Here is a 19,022-nt window from a genome sequence, read left to right as displayed (position 1 = left end):
GGTATCAGACCGCCCTCATCAGCAGGGTCGCGGCGACGAGGATGGCCGCACCGCCGAACATCGAGACCGCGTAACTGCGCGCATAGCCGTTCTGCAGCTTGCGCAGGCGCCCGGAGAGGCCGCCCATGGAGGCCGCGGTGCCGTTGACGACCCCGTCGACCAGGGTGTGGTCGACGTACACCAGGGAGCGGGTGAGGTGCTCCCCGCCGCGCACCAGCACGACGTGGTTGAAGTCGTCCTGGAGCAGGTCGCGCCGGGCGGCCCGGGTGAGCAGGGAACCACGCGGGGCGACGACCGGGACGGGGCTGCGCCCGTACTGGGCGTACGCGATTCCGGCGCCGACGACGAGCAGCACCATGGTGGCCAGCGTGACCGTGAGGGCGCTGACGGGCGAGTTGCCCTCCGAATGCCCGGTGACCGGCTCCAGCCAGTTGAGGAAGCGGTCGCCGATACTGAAGAAACCGCCCGCGAAGACCGATCCGAAGGCCAGCACGATCATGGGGATCGTCATGGACCTCGGGGACTCGTGCGGGTGCGGCTCATGGCCTTCGGCGTCCGGCTGCCAGCGCTTCTCCCCGAAGAACGTCATGATCATCACGCGGGTCATGTAGTACGCCGTGATGGCCGCGCCCAGCAGGGCCGCGCCGCCGAGGATCCAGCCCTCGGTGCCGCCCTTCGCGAAGGCCGCCTCGATGATCTTGTCCTTGGAGAAGAAGCCGGACAGGCCCGGGAAGCCGATGATGGCGAGGTAGCCGAGACCGAAGGTGACGAAGGTGATCGGCATGTACGTGCGCAGACCGCCGTACTTGCGCATGTCGACCTCGTCGTTCATGCCGTGCATGACCGAGCCGGCGCCGAGGAACAGCCCGGCCTTGAAGAACCCGTGCGTCACCAGGTGCATGATCGCGAAGACGTAGCCGATGGGGCCGAGGCCCGCGGCCAGCACCATGTAGCCGATCTGCGACATCGTCGATCCGGCGAGCGCCTTCTTGATGTCGTCCTTCGCGCAACCGACGATCGCACCGAACAGGAGCGTGACGGCGCCGACCACGGTGACGACGAGCTGGGCGTCGGGCGCGGCGTTGAAGATCGCGGCGGAGCGGACGATCAGGTAGACGCCCGCGGTCACCATGGTCGCGGCGTGGATGAGGGCCGAGACCGGAGTCGGGCCCTCCATCGCGTCCCCGAGCCAGGACTGCAGCGGCACCTGAGCGGACTTGCCGCACGCGGCGAGCAGCAGCATCAGGGCGACGGCGGTGAGCTTGCCCTCGGTCGCGCCACCGACGAGCCCCGGGTGCCCCTCGGTACCGAGCACCGGCCCGAAGGCGAAGGACCCGAAGGTGGTGAACATCAGCATGATGGCGATCGACAGGCCCATGTCGCCGACGCGGTTGACCAGGAAGGCCTTCTTCGCGGCGGTGGCGGCGCTGGGCTTGTGCTGCCAGAAGCCGATCAGCAGGTACGAGGCGAGGCCGACGCCCTCCCAGCCGACGTACAACAGCAGGTAGTTGTCGGCGAGGACGAGCAGCAGCATCGCCGCGAGGAACAGGTTCAGGTAGCCGAAGAAGCGGCGGCGCCGCTCGTCGTGCTCCATGTATCCGATCGAGTACAGGTGGATCAGTGAGCCGACGCCGGTGATCAGCAGGACGAACGTCATCGACAGCTGGTCGAGCTGGAAGGAGACGTTCGCCTGGAAGCCCTCGACGGGGATCCAGCTGAACAGGTACTGGCTCATGGCCCGGTGGTCCGCACTCTTGCCCAGCATGTCGGCGAAGAGGATCGCGCCGATCACGAAGGACGCGGCCGCGAGCGCCGTGCCGATCCAGTGGCCGACGGCATCGAGCCGCCTACCGCCGCACAGCAGTACGGCCGCTCCGAGCAGAGGCGCCGCTACCAGCAGCGCAATCAGGTTCTCCACGATTCAGCGACCCCTTACAGCTTCATCAGGCTGGCGTCGTCGACCGAGGCCGAGTGGCGGGAACGGAAGAGCGACACGATGATCGCGAGCCCGACCACGACCTCCGCGGCGGCGACGACCATCGTGAAGAAGGCGATGATCTGGCCGTCGAGATTGCCGTGCATGCGGGAGAAGACGACGAACGCGAGGTTGCAGGCGTTGAGCATGAGCTCGACGCACATGAACACCACGATCGCGTTGCGCCTGATCAGCACGCCGGTGGCGCCGATCGTGAACAACAGGGCAGCGAGATAGAGGTAGTTGACCGGGTTCACTTGGACGCCTCCTCCGTCTTCGTGCGCTCCAGGCGTTCTTCGGCCCGCTGCTCCAGCGCCTTCAGATCGCTCAGCGCCTCGGTGGACACGTCACGGATCTGGCCGCGGTCCCGCAGCGTCTTGCTGACGGTCAGCTCGGACGGGGTGCCGTCCGGGAGGAGGCCCGCGATGTCCACCGCGTTGTGCCGGGCGTAGACACCGGGGGCCGGCAGCGGCGGTACGTGCTTGCCTTCCCGTACGCGCTGCTCGGACAGCTCGCGCTGGGTCTTGGCGCGCTCGGTGCGCTCGCGGTGCGTGAGCACCATGGCGCCGACGGCGGCCGTGATGAGCAGGGCGCCGGTGATTTCGAAGGCGAACACGTACTTCGTGAAGATGAGGGCGGCGAGGCCCTCCACGTTCCCGTTGGCGTTGGCCTTGCTCAGGCCGTTGAAGTCCTTCAGGGACGCGTTGCCGATGCCCGCGACCAGCAGGACGCCGAAGCCGAGTCCGCACACCAGGGCCAGCCAGCGCTGGCCCTTGATGGTCTCCTTCAGGGAGTCCGCCGCGGTGACACCGACGAGCATGACCACGAAGAGGAACAGCATCATGATCGCGCCGGTGTAGACGACGATCTGCACGACGCCCAGGAAGTAGGCGCCGTTGGCGAGGTAGAACACCGCCAGGATGATCATGGTGCTGGCGAGACAGAGCGCGCTGTGCACGGCCTTCTTCATGAAGACGGTGCACAGGGCGCCGATCACGGCGACCGTGCCGAGGATCCAGAACTGGAAGGCCTCTCCGGTGGAGGTGGAGTAGGCGGCGAGCTGCGCGCTCATGCCCCCACCCCCTCTTCCGTGGGCTTCTCACCCTTGGAGACGGCTACTTGGCGCTCCGTGCCCGGCGCCGCCTCGGTCACCAGACCCCGGTAGTAGTCCTGCTCGTCCGTACCGGGGAAGATCGAGTGCGGTGTGTCGACCATGCCCTCGTCGAGCCCGGCGAGCAGCTGCTCCTTGGTGTAGATGAGGTTGGCGCGGCTGGAGTCGGCGAGCTCGAACTCGTTCGTCATCGTGAGCGCGCGGGTGGGGCACGCCTCGATGCACAGGCCGCACAGGATGCAGCGGGCGTAGTTGATCTGGTAGACGCGGCCGTACCGCTCGCCCGGCGAGTAGCGCTCCTCGTCGGTGTTGTCCGCGCCCTCCACATAGATGGCGTCCGCGGGGCAGGCCCAGGCGCACAGCTCGCAGCCGATGCACTTCTCCAGACCGTCCGGGTGACGGTTGAGCTGGTGCCGGCCGTGGAACCGCGGGGCGGTGGTCTTCTGCTGCTCCGGGTACTGCTCCGTCAGGCGCTTCTTGAACATGGCCTTGAAGGTCACGCCGAAGCCTGCGACGGGGTTCTGGAAACCGGGCTTGGTCTCCTTCGGCTCCTCAGCCATCGGACCCCTCCTTTCCGTCACGAGTTCCGCCATTCGATCCGTCACTCGCAGTATCGGACCCACCACTGACAATCAACTCGCGCTCGCGGCGCGGGCGACGCCGCGGCACGGGTGGCAGCTCCTGTCCCGGCAGTGGCGGCACCGGGAATCCACCGGCCATCGGGTCGAAGGCGGCGGGCTCGGCGGGCGCTTCCTGAGCACCCTGCTTGTCGCGGAAGATGTCCACGGCGAACGAAAGCAGCAGCAGGACGAGGACACCGCCGCCTACGTACAGGGCGATGTCGGCGAAGTCGTAGTTCTCGTTCCTGAGGGTCCGTACGGTCGCGACGAGCATCAGCCAGACCACGGAGACCGGGATGAGGACCTTCCAGCCGAGTTTCATCAGCTGGTCGTAGCGGACGCGTGGCAGCGTGCCGCGCAGCCAGATGAAAAAGAACAGCAGCAGCTGCACCTTCACCACGAACCAGAGCATCGGCCACCAGCCGTGGTTGGCGCCCTCCCAGAAGGTGCTGATGGGCCACGGGGCCCGCCAGCCGCCCAGGAAGAGCGTGGTCGACACGGCCGAGACCGTCACCATGTTCACGTACTCGGCGAGCATGAACAGCGCGAACTTGATGGACGAGTACTCGGTGTTGAAACCGCCGACGAGGTCGCCCTCGGACTCCGGCATGTCGAAGGGGGCGCGGTTGGTCTCGCCGACCATCGTGATGATGTAGATCAGGAACGAGACCGGCAGCAGGATGATGTACCAGCGGTCGTGCTGCTGCTCGACGATCGTCGAGGTCGACATCGACCCGGAGTAGAGGAACACCGAGGCGAAAGCGGCGCCCATGGCGATCTCGTACGAGATCATCTGCGCGCAGGACCGCAGACCGCCCAGCAGCGGGTACGTGGATCCGGAACTCCAACCCGCGAGCACGATCCCGTAGATGCCCACCGAGGCGACCGCGAGGATGTAGAGCATCGCGATCGGCAGGTCCGTGAGCTGCATCGTGGTGCGGTGGCCGAAGATCGAGATCTCGTTGTCGGCGGGCCCGAAGGGGATCACCGCGATCGCCATGAAGGCCGGGATGGCCGCGACGATCGGCGCGAGGACGTAGACCACCTTGTCCGCGCGTTTGACGATGACGTCTTCCTTGAGCATCAGCTTCACGCCGTCGGCGAGCGACTGGAGCATGCCCCAGGGGCCGTGCCGGTTGGGTCCGATGCGCAGCTGCATCCAGGCGACGACCTTGCGCTCCCACACGATCGAGAACAGCACGGTGATCATCAGGAAGGCGAAGCAGAAGACCGCCTTGACGACGACCAGCCACCAGGGGTCGCGGCCGAACATGGAGAGGTCTTCAGTGGCGAGGTACAGACTGCTCATGCCTCCACCTCCTTGGGGGCCTCGCCGACGAGCGTCGCCGGGCCGATGCGGACGAGTGCGCCGGGCAGCGCCCCCGTGTCGGAGGCGACGCCCCCTCCGGTGGAGTTCAGCGGGAGCCAGACCACGCGGTCGGGCATCTCGGTGATCTGCAGCGGCAGTTCGACGGTTCCGGCACTGCTGGTGACCGCGAGGAGGTCGCCTTCCTTGACGCCCGCCTCGGCGGCCGTGGCGGCCGACACACGCGCGCGTGCGGCATGCCGGGTCCCGGCGAGCGCGTCGTCGCCCTCCTGGAGGCGGCCCTGGTCGAGCAGCAGCCGGTGGCCCGCGAGCACGGCCTCCCCCGCGGCGGGACGCGGCAGCGATGCCGCGATCTCCACGGGCCCGGTGGCCCGCAGGCCGCCCCAGGGACCGAGCCGGTCCAGCTCCCCGCGCGTGGTGCGCAGATCCGGCAGACCCAGGTGTACGTCCATGGCGTCGGCGAGCATCTGCAGGACACGCGCGTCGGTGGGTGCCAGGCGACGGGTCATCTGGTCGGGCTTGAGCGCGGCCTCGAAGAAGCGCACCCTGCCCTCCCAGTTCAGGAAGGTGCCGGCCTTCTCGGCGACCGCGGCCACCGGGAGGACGACATCCGCGTGCTCGGTGACCTCACCGGGCCGCAGTTCGAGCGACACCAGGAAGCCGACTTCGGAAAGGGCCGCACGCGCGCGTGCCGGGTCGGGAAGGTCGGCGACCTCCACGCCCGCCACCACCAGGGCCCGCAGCTCACCGCCGACGGCGGCCTCTACGATCTGGCCGGTGTCGCGCCCGTAGCGGTGCGGGAGCGCGGAGACGCCCCAGGCGGCCGCGACCTCCTCCCGCGCGCGCGGGTCGGTGGCCGGACGCCCGCCCGGCAGCAGCGACGGCAGCGCGCCCGCCTCGATCGCGCCGCGCTCCCCGGCCCGGCGCGGGATCCACACCAGTGTGGCGCCGGTCGCGGCCGCGGCCCGTACGGCGGCGGTGAGGCCGCCCGCCACGCCCGCGAGCCGCTCGCCGACGACGATCACGGCGCCCTCGGTGCGCAGCGCCTCGGCGGCCCTGGCACCGTCGCCCTCCAGGCCGACGCCGCTCGCGAGGGCGTCCAGCCACTCGGTCTCGGTACCGGGCGCGGCGGGCAGCAGCGTGCCGCCCGCCTTGTCCAGGCCGCGTGTCGCGTACGTGGCGAGCGAGAACGTCTTCTGTCCGTGTCCGCGCCAGGCCTTGCGCAGCCGCAGGAAGACTCCGGGCGCCTCCTCCTCGGACTCGAAGCCGACGAGCAGGACGCCGGGCGCCTTCTCCAAAGAGGTGTACGTGAGGCCCGTACCGTCGAGGTCCCGTCCGTGTCCGGCGACCCGGGAGGCCAGGAAGTCGGCCTCCTCTGCGCTGTGCACGCGCGCGCGGAAGTCGATGTCGTTCGTGTCGAGGGCCACGCGCGCGAACTTGCTGTAGGCGTAGGCGTCCTCGACGGTGAGACGGCCACCGGTCAGGACGCCGGTCCGGCCGCGGGCCGCCGACAGGCCCCGGGCCGCCGCCTCCAGGGCCTCGGGCCAGGAAGCGGGCTCCAGTTCACCCGACTCGCCCCGTACGAGGGGCGTCTCGAGCCGGTCCCGCTGCTGCGCGTACCGGAACCCGAACCGCCCCTTGTCGCAGAGCCACTCCTCGTTGACCTCGGGGTCGGGGGAGGCCAGGCGCCGCAGGACCTTGCCGCGCCGGTGGTCGGTGCGGGTCGCGCAGCCGCCCGCGCAGTGCTCGCACACCGAGTGCGAGGAGACGAGGTCGAACGGGCGCGAGCGGAAGCGATACGCCGCCGAGGTCAGCGCGCCCACCGGGCAGATCTGGATGGTGTTCCCGGAGAAGTACGACTCGAACGGGTCGCCCTCGCCGGTGCCGACCTGCTGGAGCGCGCCCCGCTCGATCAGCTCGATCATCGGGTCGCCGGCGATCTGGTTGGAGAAGCGGGTGCAGCGGGCACACAGCACGCACCGCTCGCGGTCGAGCAGTACCTGCGTGGAGATCGGGACCGGCTTCTCGTAGGTCCGTTTCTTGCCCTCGAAGCGGGATTCGGCGTTGCCGTGCGACATCGCCTGGTTCTGCAGCGGGCACTCGCCGCCCTTGTCGCAGACCGGGCAGTCCAGCGGGTGGTTGATGAGCAGCAGCTCCATCACACCGTGCTGGGCCTTTTCGGCGGCGGGCGAGGTGAGGTGAGTCTTCACCACCATTCCGTCCGTACACGTGATCGTGCAGGACGCCATGGGCTTGCGCTGGCCCTCGACCTCGACGATGCACTGGCGGCAGGCGCCGGCCGGGTCGAGCAGCGGATGGTCGCAGAATCGGGGGATCTCGATGCCGAGCTGTTCGGCGGCCCGGATGACCAGGGTGCCCTTGGGCACGCTGATCTCGGCTCCGTCGATCGTCAGCGAGACGAGATCCTCCGGCGGAACCGCCGCCTCTCCCCCTCCCGAGGGAGCGCTGGTGGTCACCGTCATGCGTTCACCTCCGTGCGGTCGGCCCAAGCCGTGGACTTGGCCGGGTCAAAGGGGCAGCCGCGGCCCGTGATGTGCTCCTCGTACTCCTCGCGGAAGTACTTGAGCGAGGAGAAGATCGGCGAGGCGGCGCCGTCGCCGAGGGCGCAGAACGACTTGCCGTTGATGTTGTCGGCGATGTCGTTGAGCTTGTCGAGGTCCGACATGACGCCCTTGCCGGCCTCGATGTCGCGCAGCAACTGCACGAGCCAGTACGTCCCTTCGCGGCAGGGCGTGCACTTGCCGCAGGACTCGTGGGCGTAGAACTCGGTCCACCGGGTGACAGCCCGCACGACGCAGGTCGTCTCATCGAAGCACTGGAGTGCTTTTGTGCCGAGCATGGAACCCGCGGCACCCACTCCTTCGTAATCAAGAGGGACGTCGAGGTGCTCGTCGGTGAACATCGGGGTCGAGGAGCCGCCCGGCGTCCAGAACTTCAACCGGTGGCCGGGGCGCATCCCGCCGCTCATCTCGAGGAGTTGGCGGAGTGTGATGCCGAGCGGAGCCTCGTACTGGCCGGGGCTGGCGACGTGGCCGCTGAGCGAGTACAGCGTGAAGCCCGGGGACTTCTCGCTGCCCATCGACCTGAACCATTCCTTGCCTTTTCGGAGGATTGCGGGAACTGACGCGATCGACTCGACGTTATTCACCACAGTCGGGCACGCGTAGAGGCCCGCGACGGCTGGGAAGGGGGGACGGAGCCGCGGTTGACCACGGCGGCCTTCGAGCGAGTCGAGCAGTGCGGTCTCCTCACCGCAGATGTACGCGCCCGCGCCCGCGTGCACGGTGAGCTTGAGGTCGAGTCCGCTGCCGAGGATGTTCTCGCCCAGGTAGCCCGCCGCGTAGGCCTCTCGAACGGCCTCGTGCAACCGCCGCAACACGGGGACGACTTCACCGCGGAGATAGATGAACGCATGCGAAGACCTGATGGCATAACACGCGATCACAATGCCCTCGATGAGGCTGTGCGGGTTCGCGAAGAGGAGCGGGATGTCCTTGCAGGTTCCCGGCTCCGATTCGTCGGCGTTGACAACTAGATAGTGAGGTTTGCCATCGCCCTGAGGAATGAACTGCCACTTCATTCCGGTGGGGAATCCCGCGCCGCCCCGGCCGCGCAGACCGGAGTCCTTGACGTACGCGATCAGGTCGTCCGGCGACATGGCCAGCGCCTTGCGCAGCCCCTCGTACCCCTCGTGCCTCCGGTAGACGTCCAGAGACCAGGACTTCTCCTCGTCCCAGAAGGCCGACAGCACGGGTGCGAGCAGCTTCTCCGGGCTGGTCTCGTCGATCTCGGGTGCCAACGTCATCACTCCCCCTCCTCGGCTGCGGGACCCGCCGGGTGCGACGGATCGGAGGCCGATGTGTCCTGCGGCGCGTCGTGCGAGCTCAGGTGCTCGGCCGGCGGCTGGTCCTGCGGTGCCTGGCCGCCTCGCGGGTGGACCACGCGCGCCTGGACGCTCTCCCCCTTGGCCAGGCGGAGACCGATCAGTGAGGCGGGGCCCGCGCTGCCGCCCGCCTCCACGGCTCCCTCGCGCTCGTCGGGGAAGCCCGCCAGGATCCGCGCGGTGTCCTTGAAGGTGCACAAGGGGGCGCCGCGGGTGGGCGCGACCTGTGCTCCCGTGCGCAGGTCGTCCACGAGGCGCTTCGCGGAGGCCACGGTCTGGTTGTCGAAGAACTCCCAGTTGACCATCACGACCGGTGCGAAGTCGCAGGCCGCGTTGCACTCGATGTGCTCCAGCGTGACCTTGCCGTCGTCGGTGGTCTCGCCGTTGCCGACGCCCAGGTGGTCCTGCAGGGCCTCGAAGATCGCGTCGCCGCCCATGACCGCGCACAGGGTGTTGGTGCACACACCCACCTGGTAGTCACCGCTCGGCTTGCGCCGGTACATCGAGTAGAAGGTCGCGACGGCGGTGACCTCGGCCGTGGTCAGGTTCAGTACGTCCGCGCAGAACCGCTGCCCCGTGCGCGTGACATGGCCCTCCTCCGACTGCACGAGATGCAGCAACGGAAGGAGCGCCGAACGGGAGTCCGGGTAGCGGGCGACGATCTCGCGCGCGTCCGCCTCGAGCCGGGCTCGGACGTCGTCCGGATAGTCGGGCGCGGGCAGTTGGGGCATGCCCAGGCTGACGCCCTCGGGGGTGGTGGTCACCGGTCGACGCCTCCCATCACGGGGTCGATGGACGCGACGGCGACGATGACGTCGGCGACCTGGCCGCCCTCGCACATCGCCGCCATGGCCTGCAGATTGGTGAAGGACGGGTCGCGGAAATGGACCCGGTAGGGGCGGGTGCCTCCGTCGGACACGGCGTGCACCCCGAGCTCGCCCTTGGGCGACTCGACCGCCGCGTACGCCTGTCCCGGCGGGACGCGGAAGCCCTCGGTCACCAGCTTGAAGTGGTGGATCAGGGCCTCCATGGAGGTGCCCATGATCTTCTTGATGTGGTCGAGGGAGTTGCCGAGACCGTCGGGGCCCAGAGCGAGCTGGGCGGGCCAGGCGATCTTCTTGTCGGCGACCATGACCGGGCCGGGCTGCAGCCGGTCCAGGCACTGCTCGACGATGTGCAGCGACTGGCGCATTTCCTCCAGGCGGATCAGGAAGCGCCCGTAGGAGTCGCAGGTGTCGGCGGTCGGGATCTCGAAGTCGTACGTCTCGTAGCCGCAGTACGGCTGGGCCTTGCGCAGGTCGTGCGGCAGACCCGCGGAGCGCAGGATCGGGCCGGTGGCGCCGAGGGCCATGCAGCCGGCCAGGTCGAGGTAGCCGACGTCCTGCATACGTGCCTTGAAGATGGGGTTCCCGGTGGCGAGCTTGTCGTACTCGGGAAGGTTCTTGTGCATCTTCTTCACGAACTCGCGGATCTGGTCCACCGCGCCGGGCGGCAGGTCCTGGGCGAGTCCGCCGGGGCGGATGTACGCGTGGTTCATCCGCAGGCCGGTGATCAGCTCGTAGATGTCGAGAATGAGTTCACGATCACGGAACCCGTAGATCATGATCGTGGTGGCGCCGAGCTCCATGCCGCCGGTGGCGATGCACACCAGGTGGGAGGAGAGTCGGTTCAGCTCCATCAGGAGGACGCGGATGATCGTGGCGCGGTCGGGGATCTGGTCCTCGATGCCGAGGAGCTTCTCGACGGCGAGACAGTAGGCCGTCTCGTTGAAGAACGGCGTCAGATAGTCCATGCGCGTCACGAACGTGGTGCCCTGGGTCCACGTGCGGAACTCGAGGTTCTTCTCGATGCCGGTGTGGAGGTAGCCGATGCCGCAGCGGGCCTCGGTGACCGTCTCACCGTCGATCTCCAGGATGAGCCGGAGCACGCCGTGGGTGGACGGGTGCTGCGGGCCCATGTTGACGATGATGCGTTCGTCGTCGGACTTCGCCGCGGACTGGGCGATCTCGTCCCAGTCGCCACCGGTGACCGTATATACGGTGCCCTCGGTCGTCTCCCGCGCCGCCGCGGCGGACGCGCCGGAAGAAGGGGTCTGCGTGCTCATGAGTACGACCTCCGCTGGTCCGGAGCAGGGATCTGGGCGCCCTTGTACTCGATGGGGATGCCACCGAGGGGGTAGTCCTTGCGCTGCGGGTGGCCCTGCCAGTCGTCCGGCATCATGATCCGCGTCAGTGCCGGGTGGCCGTCGAAGATCAGGCCGAAGAAGTCGTACGTCTCGCGCTCGTGCCAGTCGTTCGTCGGGTAGACGGAGACGAGCGAGGGGACGTGCGGGTCGGCGTCGGGGGCGCTGACCTCGAGGCGGATCAGCCGGTTGTGGGTGATCGAGCGCAGGTGGTAGACGGCGTGCAGCTCCCGGCCCTTGTCGCTGGGGTAGTGCACTCCGCTCACGCCCGTGCACAGTTCGAAGCGCAGGGCCGGGTCGTCGCGGAGGGTCTGGGCGACCCGGACCAGGTACTCGCGTTCGATGTGGAAGGTGAGCTCGTCGCGGTCGACGATCGTCTTCTCGATGGCGTTGTCGGGGACGAGCCCCTGTTCCTCCAGGGCGCCTTCCAGCTCGTCGGCGACCTCGTCGAACCAGCCGCCGTAGGGGCGGGTGGCCGGGCCGGGCAGCCGGATGGAGCGGACCAGGCCTCCGTAGCCGGTGGTGTCGCCACCGTTGTTGGCGCCGAACATGCCGCGCTGGACGCGGATCTCCTCACCGCCCTCGCCGCGCTGGCCGGGGAGGTTCGAGGCGCCGAGGTCCTTCTCGGGGTTCACCCCGTTGCCGTTCGCGTCGCTCACCGCAGCAGGCCCTTCATCTCAATGGTGGGGAGCGCCTTGAGCGCCGCTTCCTCCGCCTCGCGGGCCGCCTCCTCGGCGTTCACGCCGAGCTTGGAGGTCTGGATCTTCTGGTGGAGCTTGAGGATCGCGTCCATCAGCATCTCGGGGCGCGGCGGACAGCCGGGCAAATAGATGTCGACCGGGACGATGTGGTCGACGCCCTGCACAATGGCGTAGTTGTTGAACATTCCGCCCGACGAGGCACATACCCCCATGGAGATCACCCACTTGGGGTTGGGCATCTGGTCATAGACCTGCCGGAGCACCGGCGCCATCTTCTGGCTCACGCGGCCGGCGACGATCATGAGGTCGGCCTGGCGCGGTGAGCCGCGGAAGACCTCCATGCCGAAGCGCGCGAGGTCGTAGCGGCCCGCGCCGGTCGTCATCATCTCGATGGCGCAGCACGCGAGTCCGAACGTGGCGGGGAAGACGGACGCCTTACGCACCCAGCCCGCGGCCTGCTCGACGGTGGTCAGCAGGAATCCGCTCGGCAGCTTTTCTTCGAGTCCCATGTCTTAAAGGCCCCTCAGTCCCATTCCAGGCCGCCGCGCCGCCATACGTACGCGTACGCGACGAAGACGGTGAGCACGAAGAGCAGCATCTCCACGAGCCCGAAAACACCCAGGGCGTCGAAGGTGACGGCCCAGGGGTAGAGGAAGACGATCTCGATGTCGAAGACGATGAAGAGCATCGCCGTCAGGTAGTACTTGATGGGGAAGCGCCCGCCGCCGGCCGGCGTGGGGGTCGGCTCGATACCGCACTCGTAGGCCTCGAGCTTGGCCCGGTTGTATCGCTTTGGACCGATAAGCGTGGCCATGACCACGGAGAAGATCGCAAAGCCTGCCCCGAGGGCTCCCAGTACGAGGATCGGCGCATACGCGTTCACGCTCCTCGCTCCTCTCAGTCGGCACTGACTGCTGGCGGTTGTGTCAGGCAAGCACTTCCGCCCCACCCGTCCCACGAACCCCGTGCGTCCCGACGAAGATCGCGTACATGTGAAGCAGGTCACAAGCCCAACTGCCTCGCATCTTATGCCCGCCGGTCTGTGATCTGCGACACGGGGTATTGCACAAGCTTTGTGATCTCCACCACCTGACGAACGATCATGAAGTCGGATGAGCGGTGATCTTCATACGCGAAGCGTCCGTGCGATCACCAGATGTGACATTTCCGCTCGTCACCACAGGTCCAGGGCGGCGTCTCAATATCAAGAGACTTCCGACGCATGCAAATTGGTGCTGGACGCGGGGGCTTGATAGAGGAGCGCGTTCACACATCAGGGGGAGGGGTGTGGACGGTGTGGACGAGCATCGGCGCGTGCATGCGTTCACGAGTACGGGGGGAGTCGCGAGGTGCGCGCGAGACGCCACTGGCCCGGTGACCGTTCCGTGACCTGTGTCACATCGACCTATGGGTCGGATAAGCCGGCCTTGGCCACAGGCTGCAACCAATGGTAGGCAGAGGGCAATTCGGACGTAATGCGGAAAGTGCATGATCACAGGCTTGATCATCTCTGTCCGGAATGCCCGTTACGGCGTCAATAAAGAGTGACGCGCCCCGGATTCGGCCGCGGATTGAACAACTGTGGCGCACCACACGTTTCTTGAAGGTATGAGGGAGTCCCTGATACCGGTTGTACCCATGTCCCACACCGCTCACATACGCAACCACCGGAAGCCCCGCCGCAACGCGTCGACGCTAGCGATGCGCGCCGGAGTTGCCGGTGGCGTTCTCAGCACCTTGGCCGTGGCCGGTGCGGCTGGTTCGGCGAACGCCGCCGAGCCCGTGACCCAGACCCTCGAACTGCCCACCCTGACGGCCGACCTGGCCACTCAGTTGGCGCAGTCCGCGGACGCCACGCAGCAGGCCGCTGCGAACTACGAGCTGCAGGCCGAGCGCGACGCGGCCGCCGCAAAGGCCGCGAAGCAGGCCAAGGCGGACCTCGCGGACGCCAAGAAGAAGGCCGAGGCCAAGAAGAAGGCCGAGGACGCGCGGAAGGCCGCGGCCGCCCAGGCCGCCTCCCGGTCGTCCACGCGGACCGTCCTGTCCAGCTCCGCGGGCTCCTCGAGTTCGACCGTCTCCGCCCCGGCCAGCGGCAGTGTCGCCACCGTCATCGCCTTCCTCAAGGCTCAGGTCGGCGACGCGTACGTGATGGGTGGTACGGGCCCCAACGCCTGGGACTGCTCCGGCCTCGTGCAGGCCGCGTTCCGGCAGGTCGGTGTCGACCTGCCGCGCGTCTCGCAGGACCAGTCGACGTCCGGTACGCCGGTTTCGCTGTCCAACATCCAGGTCGGCGACATCCTGTACTGGGGTTCGGCCGGTGCGGCGTACCACGTGGGTGTGTACATCGGTAACGGCCAGTACCTGGACGCGGCCAACCCCTCCAAGGGTGTGGTGATTCAGGACCTTTCGGGCTACCCGGCCACGGGCGCGGTGCGCGTTCTCTGAGTCGCGGGACCTTGTGAGTCATACGGCGTGAAGGCCGCCACCCGAGTGGGTGGCGGCCTCGCCGTGCTGTCCTGGGGGCCTGGACCGCCCCCCCGGAGGTCGCCGGGGTCGCCCGGGCCCAGGGCGACCCCGTGAGGGCGTCAGGCCTTCGGTGCCACCTTCGAGAGGCCGTTGATGATGCGGTCCATCGCGTCACCACCGGTCGGGTCCGTGAGGTTCGCGAGCATCTTGAGGGTGAACTTCATCAGGAGCGGGTGGGTCAGGCCGCGCTGGGTCGCGATCTTCATGACCTTCGGGTTGCCGATGAGCTTCACGAAGGCGCGGCCGAGGGTGTAGTAGCCGCCGTAGGTGTCCTTGAGGACACGGGGGTAGCGCTGGAGGGCCAGTTCTCGCTGGGTGGGCGTCGAGCGGGCGTGGGCCTGCACGATGACGTCCGCGGCGATCTGGCCGGACTCCATGGCGTAGGCGATGCCCTCGCCGTTGAAGGGGTTGACCAGACCACCGGCGTCGCCGACCAGCAGCAGACCCTTGGTGTAGTGCGGTTGGCGGTTGAAGGCCATGGGGAGGGCGGCACCGCGGATCGGACCGGTCATGTTCTCCGGCGTGTAGCCCCAGTCCTCCGGCATGGACGCGCACCAGGCCTTCAGGACCTCGCGCCAGTCCAGCTCCTTGAAGGAGTCGGAGGTGTTGAGCACGCCGAGGCCGACGTTCGAGGTGCCGTCGCCCATGCCGAAGATCCAGCCGTAGCCGGGCAGCAGGCGGTCCTCGGCGCCCCGTCGGTCCCACAGCTCCAGCCAGGACTCCAGGTAGTCGTCCTCGTGGCGCGGGGACGTGAAGTACGTACGGACCGCGACGCCCATCGGGCGGTCCTCGCGGCGGTGCAGGCCCATCGCCAGGGACAGGCGGGTGGAGTTGCCGTCGGCGGCGACGACCAGCGGAGCGTGGAAGGTGACCTCGCGCTTCTCCCCCGCGTCGCCCAGCTTCGCGTGCACGCCCGTGATGCGGCCGGTGCGGTCGTCGATGATGGGGGCGCCGACATTGCAGCGCTCGTACAGCCGCGCGCCCGCCTTCTGCGCCTGCCGGGCCAGCTGCTCGTCGAAGTCGTCGCGCTTGCGGACGAGTCCGTAGTCCGGGTAGGAGGCGAGATCCGGCCAGTCCAGCTGGAGGCGGACGCCGCCGCCGATGATGCGCAGGCCCTTGTTGCGCAGCCAGCCGGCCTCTTCGGAGATGTCGATCCCCATGGAGACGAGCTGCTTGGTGGCGCGCGGGGTCAGGCCGTCACCGCAGACCTTCTCCCTCGGGAACGCGGTCTTCTCCAGGAGCAGGACGTCGAGTCCGGCCTTCGCCAGGTAGTACGCGGTCGTGGAACCGGCTGGTCCAGCCCCGACGACGATCACATCTGCGGTGTTTTCGGAGAGGGGTTGGGGCTCGGTCACGGCGGGGTCTCCCCAAGACTCGAAATCTGCGTGCTGACGGGCACTGGACATGGGCAGTCTATGCAGCGGTACTGATCACCTGGCTGAAGGGTTGCCCCGTGAACCGAGCTCTCCCCGACGTACGGCTGCGTGTCCCCACCGACGAGGACGCGTTCGCCTGGCATCGGATCTTCGCCGACCCCGAGGTCATGGAGTTCCACGGTGGGAAGGCGGCCGAACTGTCGGTGTACGAGGAGCTCACCGCACGGCAGCGCAGGCACGACGCCGAACTCGGTTTCTGTCTGTGGACCCTGGTCGACGCCAAGGGTGAGGTGCTGGGCTTCACCGGGGCGCAGCCGTGGCCGCGCGAGTGGGGGCCGAAGGGCGAGATCGAGATCGGGTGGCGGCTCGGCAGGGCGCATTGGGGCAAGGGGTACGTCACCGCCGCCGCGCTCACCACCCTGGAGCGGGTGCGCGCGGCGGGCGTCTCGGATGTCGTCGCCGTGGTCAGACCCGGCAACGAGCGCTCCATCGCCGTGACCCGACGCGTCGGCATGGAACTGGCCGAGGCCTTCACCCATCCCGCGACGGCCGAGCCCGCGCACTGTTACCGCCTCGCTCTCTGACGGCTTCCGGAAGGCCGCCTCACGGTTTCTGGCAGCCACCCCGACGGTTTCCGGCAGCCACCCGACGGCTTCCGGAAGGGCCGGGCCCGGGCTTACCCTTCCGGTACCGCTGGGGGTGACGTCCGTGCGCCTGACACCCAAGACACCCGAAGTGCGCGTGCCGCGACTCATCGGCCTGATGGCCGTGGACGCACGCGAGACGGCCGACGCGCGAGGTGTGCTGCTCGCCGCGCCCGACCGGCCCGACTTCCATCTCACCGTCGTCGACTACGTCGTACGCCAATATCCGCCGCCCGGCTCCGAGGTGCCGCGCGGGGCCGTGGTCACCGTGTGGTTCGACCTCGGTGACGCGGAGGGCGGCGCGGGTGTGCGGGAGCCGCGACTGCCGGGTCCGCCGTCGGGCGGCATGCGCCGCGAGCTCGACGAGCCCGGGGACCCGTTCGAGGTGCTCAGGTGAGAGAGCCGCTCTCCGGAACCGGGAGCGGCAGCTCGCCCGGAGAGCGCGTCAGCCGACGCTCGCCCGGAAGAGGAGTCAGGCGGCGCCTGCCCGGGGGACGGCGCCTGCCCGGAGGACGCGTCAGGCGGCCTTGAAGCCCCGGTGCAGGGCCACCACGCCGCCCGTCAGGTTCCGCCAGGCCACCTTCGACCAGCCGGCCTTGCGCAGCTTCTCGGCGAGCTCGGGCTGGTTCGGCCAGGCGCGGATGGACTCGGCGAGATAGACGTACGCGTCGGGGTTGGAGGACACGGCACGGGCGACCGGCGGCAGCGCGCGCATCAGGTACTCGGTGTAGACCGTGCGGAACGGCGCCCAGGTGGGGTGCGAGAACTCGCAGATCACTACCCGGCCGCCGGGCTTGGTCACGCGGTACAGCTCGCTCAGCGCCGTGTCGGTCTCCTGGACGTTGCGCAGGCCGAAGGAGATCGTCACCGCGTCGAAGGTGTCGTCCTTGAAGGGCAGCTTCGTCGCGTCGCCCGCGGTCAGCGGCAGCCAGGGGTGGTTCTTCTTGCCGACCCGCAGCATGCCGAGGGAGAAGTCGCAGGGCACGACGTACGCGCCGGTGCGGGCGAAGGGGAGGGACGAGGTCGCCGTACCGGCCGCCAGGTCCAGGATCTTCTGCGCGGGGCGCGCGTCGACCGCCTTCGCGACCTCCCTGCGCCACACCCGGTCCTGGCCGAGCGACAGCACGTCGTTCGTCAGGTCGTACCGTTCCGCCACGTCGTCGAACATCGAGGCGACTTCGTGCGGCTGCTTGTCCAGGGATGCGCGGGTCACTCCCCCATTGTGGCAGCACGGACCGGGCGACTCTGCGGCGCCCGGCCCGTACGCCGGTCTCACACGCCCCTTCAGGGGAGCAGCTTCGGCTTCTTCTTGGCGGCCACGTCCTCGACCCAGCCGACCAGCGGGATGGCGACCCAGATCAGCACCCAGCCGATGCCGAACAGGAACCACTGGCTCTCCAGCGGCAGCCACTTCTCGAAGGCGGGCACGTTCCAGAACTGGTCGATCAGCGGGACCGCGAGCACGAGGGCGATCTCGTGCCAGAGATAGATCGTCACCGCGCGCCCGTTGAAGATCGTCACGGTCCGGTCGAGCCGCTTGAAGCGGGCGAGCCAGGCGAAGTCGACGTCGTAGTACGCCTTGAAGTACATCAGCAGCGTCACGAAGCCGGCCGACCAGAAGGTCTGCGCGACGGGGACCTCGTCCAGGTCGTACGTACCGAACTCCGCCTGGTGCGCGAAGGCGTACCAGCCGCCGTACGCCAGGAGGACGAGTGACGCCAGGATCACCAGGGCGGGCTTGAGCCGCTGGAGGACGCCCTCGCGGTGCGCGAAGCCGACCAGCCAGCAGAACAGGAAGGTGGCGAAGTCCGTCAGGCCGCTGCCGAAGCGGTTGTACGGAGGCTGCCAGGCGTACTGGAAGACCAGGATCGGGGCGAGGGAGAGGAGCAGGACGGGGAGGGGAGCCTTGCGGAAGACCTTCAGGAGCAGCGGGGACATCAGGACGAACCAGAGGTACGTCCGCAGGTACCAGAGGATCTCCCAGGCCTGGATGCCCCACTGGTTGCCCGGCGGGTCGCCGACCGGCACGATCCAGAAGACGATCTGCCAGCCCGGCATCCAGTCGTGGATCAGCATCGCCACCACGACGAAGAAGCCCCAGAACCAGAAGGGCGGCAGCAGCCGTCGCATCCGGCTCTTGACCACCTTGAGCGCGGGGCGTTCGAGGGACTTGGCCATGAGTGAGCCGGCGAGCGCGAACATCACGCCCATCGACGGGAAGACCAGGCCGGCCCAGGCCCAGCCGAAGGTGTGGTACGCCACGACACGGACCAGCGCGATGGCGCGCAGCGCGTCGAAGTAGCGGTCGCGTCCGCCGCCCTTCGGCCTGGGCCCGGCATCCGGTTCGGGTTCGGAACCGGGTTCGGAACCGGGTTCTGGTTCTGGTTCCGGCACCGACCCCGGTTCCGGTTCCGGTTCCGTCCGGGGCTCGGCCTGGACCGGGTCCATCTGGATGGTGTTCGAGGCCGCCGCTCGCGGTTCTTCGGCAACGTACTGCCAGGGCTGCTCGTACTGGACGGGCTGCGCGGGCGGCCCGTATCCCTGGTCGTACTGGGGGTATCCCTGTCCGTACGGCTGCGGCGGCACCTGCTGCCCGTACCCGTAGCCGTACCCCTGCTGCCCCTGCTGCCCCTGTTGTTCCGAGCCCCAGCTCATG

The 19,022-nt window shown here is 68.5% G+C and carries 18 protein-coding genes; 3 read left to right on the top strand and 15 right to left on the bottom strand.

Features of this window, described 5'->3' with window-relative positions; all coding sequences use genetic code 11:
* Nucleotides 1-4: 4 nt before the first annotated feature.
* Genes nuoL through FNV62_RS29695 form a run of 12 tightly spaced genes read right to left on the bottom strand, consistent with a single transcriptional unit; the run spans nt 5 to nt 12,703 of the window.
* Complete coding sequence (gene nuoL, locus FNV62_RS29750; RefSeq protein WP_097285790.1) at nt 5-1,918, bottom strand: NADH-quinone oxidoreductase subunit L; 1,914 nt, start codon at nt 1,916-1,918, stop codon at nt 5-7.
* 14 nt (nt 1,919-1,932) lie between these two features.
* Entirely contained in the window at nt 1,933-2,232 is a 300-nt protein-coding gene (nuoK, locus tag FNV62_RS29745) for an NADH-quinone oxidoreductase subunit NuoK (protein WP_018568277.1), read from the bottom strand.
* Entirely contained in the window at nt 2,229-3,047 is an 819-nt protein-coding gene (locus tag FNV62_RS29740; RefSeq protein WP_097285789.1) for an NADH-quinone oxidoreductase subunit J, read from the bottom strand. The genes nuoK and FNV62_RS29740 overlap by 4 nt, the downstream gene beginning before the upstream one ends.
* On the bottom strand, nt 3,044-3,646 hold the full coding sequence (gene nuoI, locus FNV62_RS29735; protein ID WP_054232155.1) for an NADH-quinone oxidoreductase subunit NuoI: 603 nt from the start codon (nt 3,644-3,646) through the stop codon (nt 3,044-3,046). The genes FNV62_RS29740 and nuoI overlap by 4 nt, the downstream gene beginning before the upstream one ends.
* Entirely contained in the window at nt 3,639-5,015 is a 1,377-nt protein-coding gene (nuoH, locus tag FNV62_RS29730) for an NADH-quinone oxidoreductase subunit NuoH (protein WP_097285788.1), read from the bottom strand. The genes nuoI and nuoH overlap by 8 nt, the downstream gene beginning before the upstream one ends.
* On the bottom strand, nt 5,012-7,516 hold the full coding sequence (locus FNV62_RS29725; protein ID WP_143602560.1) for an NADH-quinone oxidoreductase subunit G: 2,505 nt from the start codon (nt 7,514-7,516) through the stop codon (nt 5,012-5,014). Before FNV62_RS29725 ends, nuoH begins: the two co-directional genes overlap by 4 nt.
* Nucleotides 7,513-8,862: an NADH-quinone oxidoreductase subunit NuoF gene (gene nuoF / locus FNV62_RS29720; protein WP_177324079.1), complete on the bottom strand. Its 1,350-nt coding sequence runs from the start codon at nt 8,860-8,862 to the stop codon at nt 7,513-7,515. Before nuoF ends, FNV62_RS29725 begins: the two co-directional genes overlap by 4 nt.
* Nucleotides 8,859-9,668, bottom strand: a complete 810-nt coding sequence (gene nuoE / locus FNV62_RS29715; RefSeq protein ID WP_143605552.1) for an NADH-quinone oxidoreductase subunit NuoE — start codon at nt 9,666-9,668, stop codon at nt 8,859-8,861. The genes nuoF and nuoE overlap by 4 nt, the downstream gene beginning before the upstream one ends.
* 29 nt (nt 9,669-9,697) lie before the next feature.
* Nucleotides 9,698-11,041 carry an NADH-quinone oxidoreductase subunit D gene (locus FNV62_RS29710; RefSeq protein ID WP_054232151.1) on the bottom strand — a complete coding sequence of 448 codons (1,344 nt, stop codon included), beginning with the start codon at nt 11,039-11,041 and terminating at the stop codon, nt 9,698-9,700.
* Nucleotides 11,038-11,778, bottom strand: a complete 741-nt coding sequence (locus FNV62_RS29705) for an NADH-quinone oxidoreductase subunit C (protein ID WP_143602559.1) — start codon at nt 11,776-11,778, stop codon at nt 11,038-11,040. Before FNV62_RS29705 ends, FNV62_RS29710 begins: the two co-directional genes overlap by 4 nt.
* Nucleotides 11,775-12,329 (bottom strand): NuoB/complex I 20 kDa subunit family protein, encoded by a 555-nt coding sequence (locus FNV62_RS29700; RefSeq protein ID WP_003998928.1) that lies wholly within the window; start codon nt 12,327-12,329, stop codon nt 11,775-11,777. The genes FNV62_RS29705 and FNV62_RS29700 overlap by 4 nt, the downstream gene beginning before the upstream one ends.
* Before the next feature lie 14 nt (nt 12,330-12,343).
* Nucleotides 12,344-12,703 carry an NADH-quinone oxidoreductase subunit A gene (locus FNV62_RS29695; protein WP_007383963.1) on the bottom strand — a complete coding sequence of 120 codons (360 nt, stop codon included), beginning with the start codon at nt 12,701-12,703 and terminating at the stop codon, nt 12,344-12,346.
* A 725-nt stretch (nt 12,704-13,428) separates the two neighbouring features.
* On the opposite strand from FNV62_RS29695, the gene FNV62_RS29690 reads away from it, so the two are divergent.
* Nucleotides 13,429-14,265 carry a C40 family peptidase gene (locus FNV62_RS29690; RefSeq protein WP_054232149.1) on the top strand — a complete coding sequence of 279 codons (837 nt, stop codon included), beginning with the start codon at nt 13,429-13,431 and terminating at the stop codon, nt 14,263-14,265.
* A gap of 140 nt (nt 14,266-14,405) precedes the next feature.
* Here the strand turns inward: FNV62_RS29690 and FNV62_RS29685 are convergent, their stop codons facing one another.
* Nucleotides 14,406-15,701 (bottom strand): geranylgeranyl reductase family protein, encoded by a 1,296-nt coding sequence (locus tag FNV62_RS29685; RefSeq protein WP_054232148.1) that lies wholly within the window; start codon nt 15,699-15,701, stop codon nt 14,406-14,408.
* A 98-nt stretch (nt 15,702-15,799) separates the two neighbouring features.
* On the opposite strand from FNV62_RS29685, the gene FNV62_RS29680 reads away from it, so the two are divergent.
* Nucleotides 15,800-16,306 carry a GNAT family N-acetyltransferase gene (locus FNV62_RS29680; RefSeq protein ID WP_060901543.1) on the top strand — a complete coding sequence of 169 codons (507 nt, stop codon included), beginning with the start codon at nt 15,800-15,802 and terminating at the stop codon, nt 16,304-16,306.
* A gap of 124 nt (nt 16,307-16,430) precedes the next feature.
* Nucleotides 16,431-16,763, top strand: coding sequence for a PASTA domain-containing protein (locus FNV62_RS29675; RefSeq protein ID WP_054232190.1), 333 nt, complete (start codon nt 16,431-16,433; stop codon nt 16,761-16,763).
* A gap of 120 nt (nt 16,764-16,883) precedes the next feature.
* Here FNV62_RS29675 and FNV62_RS29670 read toward each other — a convergent pair whose 3' ends face one another.
* Both FNV62_RS29670 and FNV62_RS29665 read right to left on the bottom strand, forming a co-directional pair.
* Nucleotides 16,884-17,579, bottom strand: coding sequence for a demethylmenaquinone methyltransferase (locus FNV62_RS29670; RefSeq protein ID WP_054232146.1), 696 nt, complete (start codon nt 17,577-17,579; stop codon nt 16,884-16,886).
* A 71-nt stretch (nt 17,580-17,650) separates the two neighbouring features.
* Entirely contained in the window at nt 17,651-19,021 is a 1,371-nt protein-coding gene (locus tag FNV62_RS29665; protein WP_143627697.1) for an acyltransferase family protein, read from the bottom strand.
* Nucleotide 19,022: the final 1 nt, after the last annotated feature.

Origin of the sequence: Streptomyces sp. RLB3-17 (genome assembly GCF_007113425.2) — a bacterium.
Taxonomy (GTDB): Bacteria; Actinomycetota; Actinomycetes; order Streptomycetales; family Streptomycetaceae; genus Streptomyces; species Streptomyces mirabilis_D.
This window is presented reverse-complemented; position numbering and strand designations above follow the sequence as displayed.

Coding starts and splice junctions, on each gene's coding strand:
- FNV62_RS29740 (WP_097285789.1), bottom strand. CDS start 3,047: ATGAGCGCGCAGCTCGCCGCCTACTCCACCTCCACCGGAGAGGCCTTC.
- nuoI (WP_054232155.1), bottom strand. CDS start 3,646: ATGGCTGAGGAGCCGAAGGAGACCAAGCCCGGTTTCCAGAACCCCGTC.
- nuoH (WP_097285788.1), bottom strand. CDS start 5,015: ATGAGCAGTCTGTACCTCGCCACTGAAGACCTCTCCATGTTCGGCCGC.
- FNV62_RS29725 (WP_143602560.1), bottom strand. CDS start 7,516: ATGACGGTGACCACCAGCGCTCCCTCGGGAGGGGGAGAGGCGGCGGTT.
- nuoE (WP_143605552.1), bottom strand. CDS start 9,668: ATGCCCCAACTGCCCGCGCCCGACTATCCGGACGACGTCCGAGCCCGG.
- FNV62_RS29710 (WP_054232151.1), bottom strand. CDS start 11,041: ATGAGCACGCAGACCCCTTCTTCCGGCGCGTCCGCCGCGGCGGCGCGG.
- FNV62_RS29700 (WP_003998928.1), bottom strand. CDS start 12,329: ATGGGACTCGAAGAAAAGCTGCCGAGCGGATTCCTGCTGACCACCGTC.
- FNV62_RS29690 (WP_054232149.1), top strand. CDS start 13,429: ATGAGGGAGTCCCTGATACCGGTTGTACCCATGTCCCACACCGCTCAC.
- FNV62_RS29665 (WP_143627697.1), bottom strand. CDS start 19,021: ATGAGCTGGGGCTCGGAACAACAGGGGCAGCAGGGGCAGCAGGGGTAC.